Here is an 18,107-nt window from a genome sequence, read left to right on the forward strand (position 1 = left end):
TGGATCACCCTGGGGATGACCGCTGGCCGTACCGGTGAACATGACATCTCCGTATCAGCCTTGGTCGGCCAGTCGCTGCCACGGCTGCGCTGGTCGTGCCGCCGTGCGGGGGTTTCGCTCACGCCCAGAGGGCGGGATCCAGAGCCGATGACGGATCGCTCCGGGCCGAAGCGGGACTTCGCGCGCTCATCATAGAGGTGGGTGTCAGCGAGGAACCATAGGTCCCGGGCCCGCTCACGAGGACTTCCGACCCGCACGCCGGCTGTACCGGACACACCAGCGTCACCTGCGCGACGACGTTCCCCCGTGGCTGCTCCTGGGCGGCGTCGTCGGGGTGGCGCTGCTGCTGGCCTACGCCGTGCACCGGTTCGTGGAACGCCCGCTCAGCCGGGCGCTGCGAAACGGGCTGAAGAGCAGTTTCCAGAAGGCCCGTGCCGCCTCGGAACCCAGCGGCCCTGATGCCGTGCCCGTCGGCGATGCGCTCGTCCACCGGCAGCGGCCCGACCCGATCCGGTGACCGCTGCCGCCCACCACGGCCCGCGGTCGGATCGCTGCGGGCTCCCTCTCCGGCCGGTCCGGATGCCGATCAGAAGCCGGCGTTGTCACGGATGGAGTTGACCACGCGCCGGATGACGTCGATCCAGTCCTCCGGGGCGGTCATTCGCAGCACGAGCTGCCGGTCGATCGCACCGTCCGGCTCCGAGCGCCAGAAGGCGACCACGACGATGCCGTACTTGTTGGCGCCGTTCAGCTTCACGGTCTCGGCCAGGACGACGTACGGCCCGCCGCTGCGCCACTGCAGTCCCCACGCCTCCTCCGCCTTGCGCAGGGCGTCGCGCTGCTCCTCGCCGCATTCAGGACAGTTACGGACGATCAGCTCGCCGCCGATCTCCGCGTTGTCCCCGATCGAGGCACCGCAGTTGTACTTGACCTGCCCCTCGGTGCTGCCGCCAGGAGTGCACGTCCAGTCCGCCGGTGCCACGAAATCGAAGCCCAGGCCGTCCGGGGTCAGCGTTCGTACGGCATCGCTCCTGCCGAAGACCTGCCATTTGGGCCAGTCCCCCGGCCGTGGCGGCTCGAGGCCCGGCTGCTGGGGACGCGCGCTCGGTGACCACTCCGGGGCGCCGGACTGGACCACGCCGGTGGGTGAGGGGTTCGCCGTCGGCTGCTCGGTCGTGTCCCTGAGTCCGACCCAGGCGAAGGCGCCCGCACCGCCGAGGAGGACCAACACCAGTGCGACGATCCCGACCCGGAGCCCGGTACGGCGCCGGCGCGTGTCGGAGGGCGTGATGCGGCGGGCGGGTGCGGCGAGCGGATCGTACGGCGGGACGCCGGCCGGCGTGGGAGCCTGGGCGGCGGCAGGCGACTGGGGCGTCTCGGCGACCGGCTGCGCCGGCATCGCGGTGGTCGGCGCGTCCCAGCCTGGCGCCGGCGGACCCGAGGCGGGGTGCGGGTTCGACGACACCGGCTGGGTGGGGTTCGGACCCGCGTGCATCGCCCACGGCAGATGCGGCGGCCCGGAGGTCGACTGCGGAACACCGGAGACGGGGTGGGCCACCCCGCTGACCGGCTGGGGCAGCCCGGAGACCGGCTGAGGCATCCCGCTGACCGGCTGGGGCACCCCGGAGACCGGCCGTGCGGCCGACGGGTCCGGGGTGTACTCCACGCCGAGTGCACGCAGCAGCTTCTCCGCCCCCGGCCCGACCTCCGCCGAGTACGCCACCCAGGGTGCGGCGGCCGAGAAGTCGGCGTAGGCGTAGGGCAGGGGGTCCGCGGCCTGCGCCAGCGAGTTCGTCATCCCGACGAACGCCTCCCGCCAGCCGGGGGCCGCGGCGACGGTGGCGTCCAGGACGGCCACGGTGACGAGGCGTCCCTGCTCGTCGATCGCCGCCCACGCCTTACCCACCGGAGACCCGCCCAGCACGTGGGTGAACCTGTAGGGACCTGCCGGCTGCATGCCAACTCCTCTGCTCAACCGCCGTGCGGATCCTACAGAGGCGGCGCCAGCAGCTCCGCCCACCCGTCGTCGGCCCGACACGCACTGGGACGCCCGGCAGGCCGCGCCTCTCCACGTCCCTCCTCACGCCACAGGTCGTCCGCGGCGACAGGGGTGTTGCCTGTGAAAGTTTTCATGCATACAGTCGCGACATGAATGAGGGAGCTGTCGTGGCGCCCACCGAGCAGGTGCTCGACCTGTTCCAGGGGGTCCGGCTCACGCCCACCCAGCGCCGGATCGCGCACTGCCTCGTGCAGCACGCGTCGGCCGCCGCGTACCTGTCGGCGGCCGAGGTCGCGGAGCTGGCGGGGGTCAGCCAGCCGTCGGTCACCCGGTTCGCGGTCGCGCTCGGCCACGACGGCTATCCCGCGCTGCGCCGCCGGCTGCGCGAGCTGACCGCCGGCACCGCCGGCGACGCCGCCGACGGCGGCAACGAGCTCCAGCAGGCGGTACGCGCCGAGATCGGCAACCTCGACCGGCTCGCCGGGCAGCTCGCGGACCGCGACCGGATCGCCGAGACGGGCCGGCTGCTGGCCGCCAGCCGTCCCCTGCCGGTGCTCGGCCTGCGCGCCGCCGCGCCGCTCGCCGCCTACTTCGCCTACTTCGCGGCCAAGGTGCACCCCGACGTGCGGGTGCTCGACGACGGCGGCAGCCTGCTGACCGACCGCATCGAGCAGGCCGCCGAGGCCGGGGCGGGCGCCCTGCTCGCCTTCGTCCTCCCCCGCTACCCCCGGGAGACCCTGGACGCGCTGCGCGAGGCCCGGGCCGCCGGCCTCACCGTGGTGGCCATCACCGACTCGCCGGTCAGCCCGGCCACCGAGCACGCCGACGTGGTGCTGCCCGCCGCGGTCGGCGCGCGGCTCGTCTTCGACCTGCACACCGCGCCGATGACCCTGGCCATGGTGCTGCTCCAGGCCATCTGCGACGCCGCCCCGACCGACACCCAGCGCCGGCTGGAGGCCTTCGAGGCCTCCGCCGCCCGCCGCCAGTTGTTCCTCGGATGACCCGGAGGAGAGCCGAGATGACCCAGCCCGTCCGCGCCGCACGCGGCACCGAACGCACCGCCCGTGGGTGGCCCCAGGAGGCCGCGCTGCGGATGCTGATGAACAACCTCGACCCGGAGGTGGCCGAGCGCCCCGACGACCTGGTGGTCTACGGCGGCACCGGCAAGGCCGCGCGGGACTGGCCGTCGTACCACGCGTTGGTGCGCACCCTCACCGACCTGCGCGACGACGAGACCATGCTGGTGCAGTCCGGCCGGCCGGTGGGCGTCATGCGTACCCACGAGTGGGCGCCCCGGGTGCTGCTGGCCAACTCCAACCTGGTGGGCGACTGGGCCACCTGGCCGGAGTTCCGCCGCCTCGAACAGCTCGGCCTGACCATGTACGGGCAGATGACCGCCGGTTCCTGGATCTACATCGGCACCCAGGGCATCCTCCAGGGCACCTACGAGACGTTCGCCGCCGTCGCCGCGAAGATCGCCGGCGCCCGTGGCGACGGGCAGGAGCTGAGCGGCGGCACGCTCGCCGGCACGCTGACGCTGACCGCCGGCTGCGGCGGGATGGGCGGGGCGCAGCCCCTCGCGGTCACCATGAACGGCGGCGTCTGCCTGGTCGTCGACGTGGACCGGACCCGCCTGGACCGCCGGGTGCACGACCGGTACCTCGACGAGGTCGCCGACTCCCTGGACGACGCCGTCGAGCGGGCGCTGGCCGCGAAGCGGGACCGGCGGGCGCTGAGCGTGGGCGTGGTCGGCAACGCGGCCACGGTCTTTCCGGAGCTGCTGCGCCGGGGCGTGGAGATCGACGTCGTCACCGACCAGACCAGCGCGCACGACCCGCTGTCGTACCTGCCGGAGGGGGTGGAGCTGGCCGACGCCCGGGACTACGCGGCGGCGAAGCCGGCCGAGTTCACCGACCGGGCGCGGGCGTCGATGGCGAAGCACGTCGAGGCGATGGTCGGTTTCCTCGACGCCGGCGCGGAGGTCTTCGACTACGGCAACTCGATCCGGGGCGAGGCGAAGCTCGGCGGGTTCGAGCGGGCCTTCGACTTCCCCGGCTTCGTGCCCGCGTACATCCGGCCGTTGTTCTGCGAGGGCAAGGGCCCGTTCCGGTGGGCGGCGCTCTCCGGGGACCCGGCCGACATCGCGGCCACCGACCGGGCGATCCTGGACCTGTTCCCGGAGAACGAGTCGCTGGCCCGGTGGATCCGGATGGCCGGCGAGCGGGTCGCCTTCCAGGGCCTGCCGGCGCGGATCTGCTGGCTCGGCTACGGCGAGCGGGACAAGGCCGGGGTGCGGTTCAACGAGATGGTCGCCTCCGGCGAGCTGAGCGCGCCCGTGGTGATCGGGCGGGACCACCTGGACTGCGGGAGCGTGGCGAGCCCGTACCGGGAGACCGAGGCGATGGCCGACGGCTCCGACGCGGTGGCCGACTGGCCGCTGCTCAACGCGCTGGTCAACACCGCCAGCGGGGCGTCCTGGGTGTCGATCCACCACGGCGGCGGGGTCGGCATCGGCCGTTCCATCCACGCCGGGCAGGTCTGCGTCGCCGACGGCACCGCGCTGGCCGGGCAGAAGATCGAGCGGGTGCTGACCAACGACCCGGCGATGGGCGTCATCCGGCACGTCGACGCCGGCTACGACGCCGCCCGCGAGGTCGCGGAGGCCACCGGCGTACGGGTGCCGATGGCGGAGGGCGGCAACCTGTGAGCGCGAGGAGTGCAGCGGAGCGGAGCCCCGCAGTCGCGAACGACGGAAGTGCGGTGAGCGACCTCGCCGGCCGGTTCCGGGCGCTGTGGGACGAGATCGCACCGGTCGGGCGTGACGATCGCAGCGGCGGCTACCTGCGGTACGCCCTGACCGAGCCGGAGCTGCGGCTGCGGGAGTGGTTCCGCGAGCAGGCCGACCACCGTGGGATGCCGGTCACCGAGGACGGCAACGGCAACCTGTTCGCCCGCTGGGGCGAGCCGGGGGCCGGCGACGCGGTGCTGACCGGCAGCCACTTCGACTCGGTGCCGCACGGCGGGGCGTACGACGGGCCGCTCGGCATCGTCAGCGCGTTCCTCGCCGTCGACGAGCTGCGCGCGGCGGGCGTCGCGCCGGCCCGACCCGTCGTGGTCGGCGCGTTCGTCGAGGAGGAGGGCGCGCGGTTCGGCGTACCGTGCCTGGGGTCCCGGCTGCTCGCCGGGGAGATCGCGGTGGAGCGCGCGGCCGGGTTGCGCGACGCCGACGGGGTGAGCTTCGCGGAGGCGCTGGGCGCACGTCCGGCGGGCGCCCGCCCCGAGCTGCTGGGCGGCTTCGCCGCCTTCGTGGAGCTGCACGTCGAGCAGGGCCGCGCGATGGTCGACGCGGACGCGGCGGTCGGGGTGGCCAGCGCGATCTGGCCGCACGGCCGCTGGCGCTTCGAGTTCACCGGCGAGGGCAACCACGCCGGCACGACGCGGATGGCCGACCGCCGCGACCCCATGCTGACGTACGCCTTCACGGTGCTCGCGGCCAACAAGGAGGCGCGGCTGCGCGGCGCGCACGCCACCGTCGGCCGGGTGGCGGTGGAGCCGAACGCCACCAACGCCATCCCGTCCAAGGTGACCGGCTGGCTGGACGCCCGGGCCGCCGAGCCGGAGACGCTGACGGGGCTGCTGGACGCGGTGGGCGCGAAGGCCGCCGAGCGGGCCCGCCGCGACGGTACGGAGGTGGCGCTGACGCAGGAGTCGGCCACCCCGCTGGTCGCCTTCGACGGCGGACTGGCGGACCGGCTCGCCACCCTGCTCGACGCGCCGGTGCTGCCCACCGGGGCCGGGCACGACGCCGGGGTGCTCGCCGCACACGTGCCCACGGCGATGCTCTTCGTACGCAACCCGACGGGGGTGTCGCACGCGCCCGCCGAGTCCGCCAGCGACGCCGACTGCGCCGCCGGGGTGACCGCCCTGGCCCGGGTGCTGGAGGAGCTGACGTGCCGCTGACCGGGGTCCAGGGCCGCCGTTGGTGGCCTGTCGAGCTGATGTCGCAGACGACTCGCCCCCGTGGTGATCGACTGATGTCGCAGACGATTCAGCTCGACAGGGGGCGCACGAGATGACCCGGACCCGCTGGCTCGCCGAGTACGCCTGGCTGCCCGACCACGCCGAGCCGACCGCCGACGTGCTGATCGAGACGGCCGACGGGCGGATCACCGGTGTGACCCCGCTGACGGCCGGGAGCACGCCGCCCGCCGGCGTCGAGGTCATGGCCGACGCGGTGCGGCTGCCCGGGCTGACCCTGCCCGGGCTCGCCAACGCCCACTCGCACGCGTTCCACCGGGCGCTGCGCGGGCGCACCCACGGCGGGCGCGGCGACTTCTGGACCTGGCGTGACCGGATGTACGACGTGGCGCGGCGCCTCGACCCGGACTCGTACCTGGCCCTGGCCCGGGCGGCCTACGCCGAGATGGCGCTGGCCGGGATCACCTGCGTCGGCGAGTTCCACTACGTGCACCACGATCCGGACGGCACCCCGTACGCCGATCCGAACGCGATGGGCGCGGCGCTGGTCGAGGCCGCCGCGCACGCCGGGATCCGGATCACCCTGCTGGACACCTGCTACCTCACCGCCACGGTCGACGGGGAGCCGCTCGCCGGGCCGCAGCGGCGCTTCGGCGACGGCGACGCGCTGCGCTGGGCGGAGCGCGTCGACGCGTTCCGCCCCACGGACGACCACGTCCGGGTGGGTGCGGCGATCCACTCGGTGCGGGCGGTGCCGGCCGGGCAGCTCGCCACCGTGGCCGGCTGGGCGGACCGGCGCGGCGCGCCCCTGCACGTGCACCTCTCCGAGCAGCCGGCCGAGAACGACGCCTGCCGGGCGGTGCACGGCTGCACCCCGGCCCGGCTGCTCGCCGACCGGGGGGCGCTCGGCCCGGGCACCACGGCCGTGCACGCCACCCACCTGACCGGCGGCGACCTCACCCTGCTCGCCGACGCCGGCACGGGCGTCTGCCTCTGCCCGACCACCGAGCGGGACCTGGCCGACGGCATCGGCCCGGCCCGGCGGATGGCCGACGTCGGCCTGCCGCTCAGCCTGGGCAGCGACAGCCACGCCGTGGTCGACCTCTTCGAGGAGGCCCGCGCGGTGGAGCTGGACGAGCGGCTGCGCACCCGCCGGCGGGGCCACTTCAGCGCCGCCGAGCTGCGCGACGCGGCCACCGTGGGCGGTCACGCCGCGCTGGGCTGGCGCGACGCCGGGCGGCTCGCCGTCGGGGCGCGCGCCGACCTGGTGAGCGTGCGGCTGGACAGCCCGCGCACGGCCGGCGTACCGCCGGTGGGGGTGTGGTTCGCGGCGGGCGCGGCCGACGTCACGCACGTCGTGGTGGACGGCCGGCCGGTGGTGCGCGACGGCCGGCACCTGACGGTCGACGTGCCGGCCGAGCTGACCGCGGCGATCGAGGAGGTGACCTCTTGAGCAGTCTGCTGGTCGACGACATCGGCGAGCTGGTGACCAACGACCTCGGGGGCGAGGACGGACCGCTGGGCATCCGGCGCGACGTCGCCCTGCTGGTCGAGGACGGGCGGGTGGCCTGGATCGGGCCGTCCCGCGACGCGCCGGCCGCCGACCGGCACCTGGACGCGCGGGGCGCCGCCGTGCTCCCCGGCTTCGTGGACAGCCACGCCCACCTGGTCTTCGCCGGGGACCGGGCCGCCGAGTTCGCCGCCCGGATGGCCGGGCAGCCGTACACCGGCGGCGGCATCCGGACCACGGTCGGCGCCACCCGGGCGGCCGGCGACGACGAGCTGCGGGCCACCGTGCGGCGGCTGCGCGGCGAGGCGCTGCGGCAGGGCACCACCACCATGGAGATCAAGAGCGGGTACGGCCTCACCGTCGCCGACGAGGCCCGCTCGCTGCGGATCGCCGCCGAGGTCAGCGAGGAGACCACCTTCCTCGGCGCGCACGTGGTCCCCGCCGAGTACGCCGACCGCCCCGACGACTACGTGGGGCTGGTGTGCGGGCCGATGCTGGCCGCCGCCGCGCCGCACGCGCGCTGGATCGACGTCTTCTGCGAGCGGGGCGCGTTCGACGTGGACCACGCCCGCGCCATCCTCGCCTGCGGGCAGGCCGTCGGGCTGGGCGTGCGGGTGCACGCCAACCAGCTCGGCCCCGGGCCGGGCGTCCAGCTCGGCGTGGAGCTGGGCGCGGCCAGCGTCGACCACTGCACCCATCTCACCGACGCCGACGTCGACGCGCTGGCCTCGGCCGGCGAGACGTGGGTCTCCGGCTTCGTGCCGACCACGGTCGCCACCCTGCTGCCCGGCGCCGAGTTCTCGACCCGCTCGCCGTACCCGGACGCCCGCCGGCTGCTCGACGCCGGCGTCACCGTGGCGCTGGCGACGGACTGCAACCCCGGTTCGTCGTACACCTCGTCGATGCCGTTCTGCGTCGCGCTCGCCGTACGCGAGATGCGGATGACCCCGGCGGAGGCCGTCTGGGCCGCGACCGCCGGCGGCGCGCGGGCGCTGCGCCGCGACGACATCGGGTGGCTCGGCGTGGGGGCGCGGGCCGACCTGATGATCCTCGACGCCCCCTCCCACCTGCACCTGGCCTACCGGCCGGGGGTGCCACTGATCCGCCAGGTCCTGCGCAACGGAGTGCTCCAATGACCGTGACCATCCTGCCCACCGGGATCTCCCCCGCCGACGTGCTCGCCGTGGCGCGCGGCTCCGCCAAGGTCGTGCTCGACCCGGCCACCGTGGACGCCATGACCACCAGCCGGTCGATCGTCGACGGCATCGAGGCCGCCGGCCGCCCGGTCTACGGCGTCTCCACCGGCTTCGGCGCGCTGGCGAACACCTTCGTCGCGCCCGAGCGGCGGGCCGAGCTCCAGCACGCGCTGATCCGCTCGCACGCCGCCGGCGTGGGCGCGCCGATGCCGCGCGAGGTGGTCCGGGCCATGATGCTGCTACGGGTCCGCTCGCTGGCGCTCGGCCGCTCCGGGGTCCGGCCCCTGCTCGCCGAGGCGCTGGTCGACCTGCTCAACCACGACGTGACGCCGTGGGTGCCGGAGCACGGCTCGCTTGGCGCCTCCGGCGACCTGGCGCCGCTGGCGCACTGCGCGCTGGTGCTGCTCGGCGAGGGCTGGGTGCTCGGGCCGGCCGGCGAGCGGCTGCCGGCCGCCGACGCGCTGCGCCGGGCCGGGCTGACGCCGGTCGGGCTGGCCGCGAAGGAAGGGCTGGCGCTGATCAACGGCACCGACGGCATGCTCGGCATGCTGCTGCTGGCGATCCACGACGCCGCGCACCTGTTCACGATGGCCGACGTCACCGCCGCCCTCGCCATCGAGGCGATGCTCGGCTCGGAGCGGCCGTTCCTGCCGGAGCTGCACGCCATCCGGCCGCACCCCGGGCAGTCGGCCTCGGCGGCGAACATCCACCGGCTGCTCCAGGACTCCCGGGTGATGGACTCGCACCGCGACGACCTGGCGCACGCGGTGCAGGACGCGTACTCGATGCGGTGCGCGCCGCAGGTCGCCGGGGCGGCCCGGGACACGCTGGACTTCGTCCGCACGGTGGCCGGCCGGGAGCTGGTCTCGGTGGTGGACAACCCGGTGGTGCTGCCCGACGGCCGCGTCGAGTCGACCGGGAACTTCCACGGCGCGCCGCTCGGCTTCGCCGCGGACTTCCTCGCCATCGCCGCCGCCGAGGTGGGCGCGATCGCCGAGCGCCGGGTGGACCGGCTGCTCGACGTCACCCGGTCCCGGGACCTGCCGGCCTTCCTCTCCCCCGACGCCGGCGTCAACTCCGGGCTGATGATCGCCCAGTACACGGCGGCCGGGATCGTCGCGGAGAACCGCCGGCTCGCCGCGCCCGCGTCGGTGGACTCGCTGCCCACCAGCGGGATGCAGGAGGACCACGTCTCGATGGGCTGGGCGGCGGCCAAGAAGCTGCGCACCGTGCTGGACAACCTGACCAGCCTGCTCGCCGTCGAGCTGCTCGCCGGCGTACGCGGGCTCCAGCTGCGCGCGCCGCTCGACCCGTCGCCGGCCGGCCGGGCCGCCGTCGCGGCGCTCGGCGGCATCGCGGGGGAACCCGGGCCGGACGTCTTCCTGGCCCCGCTGATGGAGGCCGCCCGGGCCGTGGTGGCCGGGCCCGACCTGCGCGCCGCCATCGAGCGCGAGATCGGGACCCTGGACTGACGGCCGCCCGGGCCACCGTCGCGCCACGGTGGCCCGGGCGCCCGCCGGGTGTCAGCCCGCCAGCACCGCCACCCCGATCAGCACGGGCACGGCGGTCACCGTCGACAGCAGGATCGAGTCGCGCGCCAGGACCGTGCCCCGGCCGTAGCGGACCGCGTACACGAAGACGTTCTGCGCCGTCGGCAGGGCGGCGGTGACCGTGCAGGCCAGCACGAGGGCGGCCGGCAGCCCCATCGCGAAGCGCGCGACGAGGTAGGCGACGGCGGGCTGGGCCACGGTCTTGAGGACGACCGCGAGGCGTACGTCCCGACCGGTGTCGCCGGAGCCGGGCCGCGGCGCGCCGTGCAGGGAGACGCCGTACGCGATCAGCGTGGCGGGGACCGCCATCGCCGCGACGAGTGCGATGGGCCGCAGCACCGGCTCCGGCGGCAGCCACCCCGTCAGGCTGGCCGCGACGCCCAGCGCGCACGCGACGGTGACCGGGTTGGTGAGCGGCTGGAGCACCACGGTGCCGAGCGACGGTCGCCTCTTCGCCGTCGCCGCCTCGAGGAAGGCGAACGCGACCGGCGTCACGACGACCAGCTGGAACATCAGGACGGGCGCGACGAACGCGGCGTCGCCGAGGACGTAGACGGCGACCGGGATGCCGATGTTCGCCGCGTTGACGTACGACGAGGCCAGCGCCCCGATCGTCGACTCCGCGACGGGGCGGCGCCAGCAGAGCCGCGCGACGGCCACGTACAGCGACGCCACGGCGATGGTGCTCGTCACCGTCACGACCAGGGCGGACGAGACGATCGCGGGCACGTCGGCCCGGGCCACCGTCTGGAACAGCAGCGCCGGGGTCGCCACGAAGAACGCGACCCGGGAGAGGACGGTGGCCGCCTCCGGCCCCAGCACCCCGCCGCGACCGAGCGCGTAGCCGACGGCGATGACGGTGGCGATGACGGCGAAGCCCGTCAGCACCCCTCCCACCGGGGCGGGGCCGTCAGCTCGCGGGCGGCAGCACCTTGGCGACCAGCTTGGCCAGCTCCCGCAGCGCCTTGCCCCGGTGGCTGACCGCGTCCTTCTCCTGCGGCGTCAGCTCCGCGTTGGTGCGGTCCTGCCCGTCGCCGAGGAAGATCGGGTCGTAGCCGAACCCGCCGTCGCCGCGCGGCGCCCGCAGCAGCCGCCCGGCCTGCCGGCCGTCGACCAGGTGCTCCTTGCCACCGGGCAGCACCAGCGCCACCGTGCAGACGAAGGACGCGGCCCGGTGCTCGTCGGGCAGGTCGGCGATCTGGTCCAGGACGAGCTGGAGGTTGGCCTGGTCGTTGCCGTGTCGGCCGGCCCAGCGGGCGCTGAACACCCCCGGCATGCCGTTGAGGGCCTCGACGGCCAGCCCGGAGTCGTCGGCGATCGTCGGCAGGCCGGTGCGCCGGCAGCCCTCCCGCGCCTTGATCAGCGCGTTCTCGCCGAAGGTCAGGCCGGTCTCGGGCAGTTCCGGGTACTCCTCGACGTCGTCCAGCCCGATCAGGGCGACGCGGTGCGCGCCGAGCGCGCCGTCGAGGATCCGCTGGAGCTCGACGAGCTTCTTGCGGTTACGGGTGGCGAGCAGCACCTTGTTCATGAGAAGAGCGCCTTCCGCTGGGCTTCGGCCAGTTCCACGCAGCCGGCGACGGCCAGGTCGAGCAGGGCGTCGAGTTGCTCGCGGGCGAAGACGCCCGCCTCACCGGTGCCCTGCACCTCGACGAACTCGCCGGTGCCGGTGCACACCACGTTCATGTCGACCTCGGCGGCCACGTCCTCGGCGTAGTCGAGGTCCAGCCGGGGCTCGCCGTCGATGATCCCGACGCTGATCGCGGCCACCGAGCGGTGCATCACCTTCTCGGGCTTGCCGACCAGCGACTTGCGCCCGGCCAGCCAGGTCACCGCGTCGTGCAGCGCCACGTACGCGCCGGTGATCGCGGCGGTGCGGGTGCCGCCGTCGGCCTGGAGCACGTCGCAGTCGAGCACGATCGAGTTCTCGCCGAGGGCCTTGAGGTCGATGGCGGCCCGCAGGCTCCGGCCGATCAGCCGGGAGATCTCGTGCGTACGCCCGCCGACGCGGCCCTTCACGCTCTCCCGGTCGGAGCGGGTGTTGGTGGCCCGCGGCAGCATCGCGTACTCGGCGGTCACCCAGCCGAGCCCGGAGCCCTTGCGCCAGCGGGGCACCCCCTCCGTGACGCTGGCGGTGCAGAGCACCCGGGTGCCGCCGAACTCCACGAGCACCGAGCCCTCCGGATGGGTGCTCCAGCCCCGGGTCAACGTCACAGGTCGGAGTTCGTCGGGTCGCCGCCCGTCAGGTCGTGCCATCCCTGCACCCTATGCGGTGCCCCGAGCGGTGCGCCCCGGGGTGTCCCGCCCCGGCGCGCGGCGGCCGGTCAGATCTCGTAGCTGGCGCCGGGCCGGACCACCTCGAGCGGCCCGTCGAAGGCGGCGCCGGCCGACTCCACGGTGTGTGCCTCGCTGCCCCAGGCCGCCACCAGGTGGGTGAGCAGCAGCCGGCCCACCCCCGCCTTGGTCGCCGCCTCGCCGGCCTCCCGGCCGGTCAGGTGCAGGTCCGGCGGGTTCTCCACGCCGTCGAGGTAGCTCGCCTCGCAGAGGAACGTGTCGGCGTCCTGGGCCAGCCGGAGCAGCGCGTCGCAGGGCGCGGTGTCCGAGGAGTAGCAGAGCACCCGGCCGTCGTGCTCCAGCCGGACGCCGTACGTCTCGACGGGGTGGTTGACCCGGTCGACGGTGACGGCGAAGGGGCCGATCGGGAAGGTGCCGGGTTCGAGGGCGTAGAACTGGTAGACGTCCTCGACCGTGCTGTCCTCCTGCCCGTAGACGGCCGCCAGCCGGTCCGGCGCGCCCGACGGGGCGTAGACCGGCAGCGGCGGGCAGGGGCCGTCGGGGGCGTAGCGGCGCACCACCACGTACGAGGCGGCGTCGAGGATGTGGTCGCAGTGCAGGTGGGTGAGGACGATAGCGTCGGGGGCGTGCAGCCCGGCGTAGCGCTGGAGGTTGGACAGCGACCCGGAGCCGAAGTCGACCAGCAGTCGGAAGCCGTCCGCCTCGACGAGGTAGGCCGAGCAGGGGGACTCGGGACCGGGGAAACTGCCCGCGCAGCCGAGGACGGTCAGTCGCATCGAGTCATCTCACTGTCACGCTGTGTAGTCTTCGCGTCGACGGTCCCGCCGTGGATGATCTCTACCGACGCGTACGCCACGCAGGGCAGCCTACGCGCGCCCGCGCGGCGACAAGAGTCATCCACTGGAAGTTGTCATCAACGTGACATCCCGCCGCGCCGGCCGCACCGCCGGCGTGACGAGACGCCGTCCGGCGGTAGCGCTGGGTGAGTGGACCGGCCGGGCCACGAGCCCCGACGCGTGGCCGGGCCGCCGACGGGTGTCGGCGGCCCGGCCACGGGACGTCAGGCCCAGAGCTGGCCCTCCAGGGCGTCCTCCGCGTCGGCGAGGGTGCCGCCGTAGGCCCCGGTGGAGAGGTACTTCCAGCCGCCGTCGGCGACCACGAAGGCCACGTCGGCCCGCTGCCCGGCGCGGACGGCCTCGTGCGCCACCGCCAGGGCGGCGTGCAGGATCGCGCCCGTGGAGAACCCGGCGAAGATGCCCTCCACCTCGACGAGCTGCCGGGTCCGCAGCACCGCGTCGCGGGTGCCGACGGAGAAGCGCCGCGACAGCACCGACGCGTCGTAGAGCTCCGGGACGTAGCCCTCGTCGATGTTGCGCAGCCCGTAGACCAGCTCGCCGTAGCGCGGCTCCGCCGCGACGACCTGGATGCCGTCGACCTTCTCCCGCAGGTAGCGCCCGGTGCCCATCAGCGTCCCGGTGGTGCCGAGACCCGCCACGAAGTGCGTGATCGTGGGCAGGTCGTGCAGCAGCTCGGGGCCGGTGGTCTCGTAGTGCGCCCGGGCGTTGGCGTCGTTGCCGTACTGGTAGAGCATGACCCAGTCGGGGTGCTCGGCCGAGATCTGCTTGGCGGTGGCCACCGCCTGGTTGGAGCCGCCGGCCGCCGGCGAGAAGATGATCTCCGCGCCGTACATCCGGAGCAGCTGCACCCGCTCGGTCGAGACGTTCTCCGGCATCACGCAGACCAGCCGGTAGCCGCGCAGCTTGGCCACCATCGCCAGCGAGATGCCGGTGTTGCCGCTGGTCGGTTCGAGGATGGTGTCGCCCGGCCGCAGCCGGCCCGCCTCCTCGGCCGCCCGGACCATGAACAGGGCCGCCCGGTCCTTGATGCTGCCGGTCGGGTTCCGGTCCTCCAGCTTCGCCCAGAGCCGCACCGGCGGCGCCCCGTCGGGCACCGTCGGGGAGAGCCGGGGCAGCCCGACCAGGGGCGTGCCCCCGCAGGCGTCGAGCAGGCTGTCGTACCGCGCCATGGCGACCGCCGCCGTCAGCGGGCGGCGACGGCCGACCGCGCGGCCACCGCGGCGCCGTGCTGGGCGATCGCGGCGGCGGCGGCGAACCCGAACGCGCCGCCGGCGACCGCCGGCAGGATGGTCACGCTGTCGCCGTCGTTGAGCTTGGCGTCCAGCGCGCCCAGGAAGCGGACGTCCTCGTCGTTGACGTAGACGTTGACGAAGCGGTGCAGCGCACCGGCTTCGGTGACCAGCCGGGCCCGCAGGCCGGCGTGCCGGGAGTCCAGGTCGGCGAGCAGGTCGGCCAGCGTGTCGCCGGCTCCCTCGACGACCTTCGCGCCGCCGGTGTAGCTGCGCAGGATGGTGGGGATGCGAACCTCGATGGCCATGGTGTCGTGCTCCTTGACGATGGTCGGGCGTGCCGGAAGGTGACGGGACGTGGACGGGTGGGACGGCGCTGGATCAGCGGCCGGAACACTCGTAGTCGACCGTCGCCGGGCTCTGCCCGAACATGTAGGACTGCACGGCGTGCGGGTCCACCCCCGCCTCCACGATCCGGACCGGCTCCTCGGTCACCACGCCGTCGACGATCCGGAAGGAGCGGATCTCCTCCGAGTCGGGGTCGCGGGTGGAGACCAGCAGGTAGTGCGCGCCGGGTTCACCGGCGAAGGAGATGTCCGTCCGGGACGGGTACGCCTCCGTGGCGGTGTGCGAGTGGTAGATGACGACGGGCTCCTCGTCCCGGTCGTCCATCTCGCGCCACACCCGCAACTGCTCCATCGAGTCGAACTCGTAGAACGTCATGGAACGGGCGGCGTTGTCCATCGGGATGTGCCGGGCGGGGGTGTCGCTGCCGGCGGGACCGGCGACCACGCCACAGGCCTCGTCGGGGTGGTCCCGACGAGCGTGGGCGACGATCGCCTCGACGATCGACCGGTCGATGCTCAGCACGTGCTCCAGCCTAACGCGTACCTGCCGCGACCTTAAGGTGGCGACGGTCACGACTAGTCGATCAGGGCGTTGAGCAGGGATTCCTGGAGATAACCGAGGTACGCGTAGACCGACAGTTGGAACACCCGGCTGGAGGTCGGATCCTCCGCGACCGCGTCGTCGAGCTCCTCGCCGAGGTCGGTGCCGTCCTTGATCTCCAGCCGGACGCCCATCGCCAGCCGGGCGTCGTTGAGCGCCCGCAGCCACGCCTCGGCCGCCTCCGCGTCGAGGCGCACCTCGCCGCCGGCCGAGTCGGGCAGCGAGGCGAGGATCGCCCCCGCCTGGTCGATCTTGGCGGTCTTCAGGTCGCCCTCGGTGTAGCGGCGGAACTCGGCGGTGCCGGACGCGTCGTCCGGGTAGACCTCGGGAAAGAGCCGGCCCACCACCGGATCGGTGTGGTCGAAGCCGTCGGTGAGCAGCCCCACCACCTCGGATGCCACCTTGCGCAGCACCCGCACCTCGTCGACGGCGAAGGTGGCGACGTAGCGGTCGCCCTGGCGACGGAACATGCTCACGACCGGTCCACCGTCGCCCACAGCCCGTACGCGTGCAGCTGCGACGCGTCGTGCTCCATCCGCTCCCGGGCGCCGCTGGAGACCACGGCGCGGCCCTTGTGGTGCACGTCGAGCATCAACTGTTCCGCCTTCTCCCGGCTGTAGCCGAAGAGCTTCTGAAAGACCCAGGTCACGTACGTCATGAGGTTGACCGGGTCGTCCCACACGATCGTCACCCACGGCCGATCGGACGCCGGCACCTCGTCGGTGTCCGGCGTTTCGACAGGTGCAACCTGCGGAGCCGCCATGCCCCCCATCGTGCCACCGGATTCGGCGAACCGAGGAACCGGAACGCCGGACCGGCGTGGATCACCGCGTCCGGCCTGGTCAGGGGCGTCGGCGGCAACCAGCGGCGGCCTCGGCCCGGTGCCGACGCCGCGAGCGGACGGGCCGCCCTCAGGCGAGCAGGATGCCGTGGTCGACAGCATCGGAGAGCACCCCGTCCAGGGAGAGCCGGACCACCTCGAACCGCCGGGACACTTCCCGGGACAGCTCGAGTTCGACCTCGCGCAGCGCGCGCTGTGCCCAGGCGCGGGCGGCGTTGGAGTCGCGGTTGCCGGGGCTGCGCCAGTGCTGCCAGCAGCCGCCGGAGAGGGCCACGGCCACCGGCGGGAGCACCTCCACGCGCTCCACGCAGGGGTGGCTCGCCAGGGCGTCGGCCGCCCCGGCGCCGGTCAGCCCCGCCACACCGCCGGTGCTGGTGACCAGCAGCACCCGGTCCAGCTCGTGCTCGCCCCGGTGGTCCGTCAGGGCCCAGCGCACCGGGGCGTACAGGCGCCGACGGACGCCTACCGGCAGCGGCGCGCCGAAGACCCGGCCGGCCGCCTCGTCGATGAGCCCCCGCACCGCCTCGTCGCACTGGGCGGTCGCCAGCAGCGACAGCGCCTCCATCTCCCGGTCGAGCAGCTGCGGCAGGCCGGCGCAGCCGACCCCGAAGACGATCTCCTGGACCACGCGGAGGTGGATGCTCGCCAGCTCCAGGGCGAGGTGCTGGCGGATGCGCCGGGAGGAGGAGCGGGCCTGCCGGTCGAGCTGCTCCGACCAGTCGCCCGGCTCGGCCACCACCGGCACCCGGCCGTGCGAGCCGGGCAGCACCGGCGGTTCGGCGCTCGCGCGCCGCAGCCCCTCGTCGGCGGCCCAGCCGACCAGGGCCCGGCGCAGGTCCGCCCCGTCGTCCGCCGCCGCTAGCGGGAACCAGCGGGCGCCGGCGAGCCCGGGGACGGCGGCCAGCAGGGCCGCCCGGTGCGCCTCGACGGTGACCGCGACGGAATCCACCGGCGCGGTGGCCAGCCCGACGGACACCCCCGTGTCCTCCGTCGTCGCCGCGTCCTCTCCCAGCGGGGCCCAGCCGCCCGCGCCCGGGGTCACCGCGAAGACGACCTCGACCCCGGCGCGGGCCAGGTCGGCGAGCAGGTGCAGCTCGACGGCGGCGAAGGCCTGGTCGGCGGCGATCACGAAGAGCACCGCCCCGGACCGGACCGCCGCGTCGAGCAGCAGTTGGCCGCCGGCCACCCCGAGCGACCCGGTGTCGGGCGTGTCGACGAGGCTGAAGTGCCGCAGCAGGGGCTCGGGCAGGCTCAGCTCGACCCGGCGCGGCGGGCGCGCGAGCGCCGGCCCGGCGGCCAGCCGGTCGGCCCCGTAGGAGTGGGGCTGGCGGTAGCCGGGCACGTAGGCGGCCCGCGTCGGCACCCGGGAGTGGCTCACCACGAGCCAGCTGCCGGCCGGCACGGCGAGCATGGCGGGATCGAGCTGGAGCAGGCGGGCGAGCACCTCGGGCCGCCCCGCGCCGGCCGGGCCGACGCCGATCACGGCCAGCGGCTCCTCCGGCCGGGGTTCGGTCGCCCCCAGCCGGACGGGCAGTCGCCCCCGACGGGGCAGCTCGGCCGCCGCGGCGACGTCGCCGTCGGGCACTCCGACGGCGGGGAGAGGGCCGGGCTTCATCGAAAGCGGCCTCCCGTGGCAGGCGACCGGCAGCGGCCGGCCGCGTGGAAACGTCCGGTGAGGGCACCCGGATGCCGGAAGAGTACGGGCGA

The 18,107-nt window shown here is 74.7% G+C and carries 18 protein-coding genes; 7 read left to right on the forward strand and 11 right to left on the reverse strand.

The features are described 5' to 3' along the window. Positions 1-334 precede the first annotated feature (334 nt). On the forward strand, positions 335-517 hold the full coding sequence (locus GA0070610_RS21785) for a hypothetical protein (RefSeq protein ID WP_089001765.1): 183 nt from the start codon (positions 335-337) through the stop codon (positions 515-517). 69 nt (positions 518-586) lie between these two features. Here the strand turns inward: GA0070610_RS21785 and GA0070610_RS21790 are convergent, their stop codons facing one another. Continuing rightward, on the reverse strand, positions 587-1,957 hold the full coding sequence (locus tag GA0070610_RS21790) for a hypothetical protein (protein ID WP_089001766.1): 1,371 nt from the start codon (positions 1,955-1,957) through the stop codon (positions 587-589). Positions 1,958-2,148: 191 nt separating this feature from the next. Between GA0070610_RS21790 and GA0070610_RS21795 the strand changes: the two genes are divergently transcribed. The 6 genes from GA0070610_RS21795 to hutH all read left to right on the forward strand — a co-directional run bounded on the left by GA0070610_RS21795 (position 2,149) and on the right by hutH (position 10,155). After that, the gene (locus GA0070610_RS21795; protein ID WP_089001767.1) at positions 2,149-3,000 is read left to right on the forward strand and encodes a MurR/RpiR family transcriptional regulator; all 852 of its coding nucleotides are present in this window, start codon (positions 2,149-2,151) and stop codon (positions 2,998-3,000) included. Positions 3,001-3,017: 17 nt separating this feature from the next. Next, complete coding sequence (gene hutU / locus GA0070610_RS21800; RefSeq protein ID WP_231925764.1) at positions 3,018-4,706, forward strand: urocanate hydratase; 1,689 nt, start codon at positions 3,018-3,020, stop codon at positions 4,704-4,706. A 53-nt stretch (positions 4,707-4,759) separates the two neighbouring features. Next, on the forward strand, positions 4,760-5,959 hold the full coding sequence (locus tag GA0070610_RS21805) for an allantoate amidohydrolase (protein ID WP_089001769.1): 1,200 nt from the start codon (positions 4,760-4,762) through the stop codon (positions 5,957-5,959). A 112-nt stretch (positions 5,960-6,071) separates the two neighbouring features. Next, entirely contained in the window at positions 6,072-7,430 is a 1,359-nt protein-coding gene (locus GA0070610_RS21810) for a formimidoylglutamate deiminase (RefSeq protein WP_089001770.1), read from the forward strand. After that, positions 7,427-8,623, forward strand: coding sequence for an imidazolonepropionase (gene hutI / locus GA0070610_RS21815; RefSeq protein WP_089001771.1), 1,197 nt, complete (start codon positions 7,427-7,429; stop codon positions 8,621-8,623). Before GA0070610_RS21810 ends, hutI begins: the two co-directional genes overlap by 4 nt. Beyond that, positions 8,620-10,155 (forward strand): histidine ammonia-lyase, encoded by a 1,536-nt coding sequence (gene hutH / locus GA0070610_RS21820; protein ID WP_089001772.1) that lies wholly within the window; start codon positions 8,620-8,622, stop codon positions 10,153-10,155. Before hutI ends, hutH begins: the two co-directional genes overlap by 4 nt. Before the next feature lie 51 nt (positions 10,156-10,206). On the opposite strand, the gene GA0070610_RS21825 is transcribed toward hutH, so the two are convergent. The 10 genes from GA0070610_RS21825 to GA0070610_RS21870 all read right to left on the reverse strand — a co-directional run bounded on the left by GA0070610_RS21825 (position 10,207) and on the right by GA0070610_RS21870 (position 18,015). Beyond that, positions 10,207-11,121, reverse strand: coding sequence for an AEC family transporter (locus tag GA0070610_RS21825; RefSeq protein ID WP_231925765.1), 915 nt, complete (start codon positions 11,119-11,121; stop codon positions 10,207-10,209). A 22-nt stretch (positions 11,122-11,143) separates the two neighbouring features. Next, positions 11,144-11,761, reverse strand: coding sequence for an RdgB/HAM1 family non-canonical purine NTP pyrophosphatase (rdgB, locus tag GA0070610_RS21830; RefSeq protein ID WP_089001774.1), 618 nt, complete (start codon positions 11,759-11,761; stop codon positions 11,144-11,146). Then, complete coding sequence (gene rph, locus GA0070610_RS21835) at positions 11,758-12,486, reverse strand: ribonuclease PH (RefSeq protein ID WP_089001775.1); 729 nt, start codon at positions 12,484-12,486, stop codon at positions 11,758-11,760. Before rph ends, rdgB begins: the two co-directional genes overlap by 4 nt. 68 nt (positions 12,487-12,554) lie before the next feature. Next, positions 12,555-13,301, reverse strand: coding sequence for an MBL fold metallo-hydrolase (locus GA0070610_RS21840; protein ID WP_089001776.1), 747 nt, complete (start codon positions 13,299-13,301; stop codon positions 12,555-12,557). A 284-nt stretch (positions 13,302-13,585) separates the two neighbouring features. Beyond that, positions 13,586-14,551, reverse strand: a complete 966-nt coding sequence (locus GA0070610_RS21845) for a PLP-dependent cysteine synthase family protein (RefSeq protein ID WP_089001777.1) — start codon at positions 14,549-14,551, stop codon at positions 13,586-13,588. 14 nt (positions 14,552-14,565) lie between these two features. Beyond that, the gene (locus tag GA0070610_RS21850; RefSeq protein WP_089001778.1) at positions 14,566-14,919 is read right to left on the reverse strand and encodes a MoaD family protein; all 354 of its coding nucleotides are present in this window, start codon (positions 14,917-14,919) and stop codon (positions 14,566-14,568) included. A gap of 73 nt (positions 14,920-14,992) precedes the next feature. Beyond that, the gene (locus tag GA0070610_RS21855) at positions 14,993-15,481 is read right to left on the reverse strand and encodes a Mov34/MPN/PAD-1 family protein (protein WP_089001779.1); all 489 of its coding nucleotides are present in this window, start codon (positions 15,479-15,481) and stop codon (positions 14,993-14,995) included. Between the two features lie 53 nt (positions 15,482-15,534). Continuing rightward, complete coding sequence (locus GA0070610_RS21860; protein ID WP_172896708.1) at positions 15,535-16,029, reverse strand: DUF2017 domain-containing protein; 495 nt, start codon at positions 16,027-16,029, stop codon at positions 15,535-15,537. Positions 16,030-16,031: 2 nt separating this feature from the next. Then, the gene (gene clpS, locus GA0070610_RS21865) at positions 16,032-16,322 is read right to left on the reverse strand and encodes an ATP-dependent Clp protease adapter ClpS (RefSeq protein ID WP_089001780.1); all 291 of its coding nucleotides are present in this window, start codon (positions 16,320-16,322) and stop codon (positions 16,032-16,034) included. Between the two features lie 148 nt (positions 16,323-16,470). Beyond that, positions 16,471-18,015: a P-loop NTPase family protein gene (locus tag GA0070610_RS21870; protein ID WP_089001781.1), complete on the reverse strand. Its 1,545-nt coding sequence runs from the start codon at positions 18,013-18,015 to the stop codon at positions 16,471-16,473. Positions 18,016-18,107 lie beyond the last annotated feature (92 nt).

The sequence above is a fragment of the Micromonospora echinofusca genome (genome assembly GCF_900091445.1).
Taxonomy (GTDB): Bacteria; Actinomycetota; Actinomycetes; order Mycobacteriales; family Micromonosporaceae; genus Micromonospora; species Micromonospora echinofusca.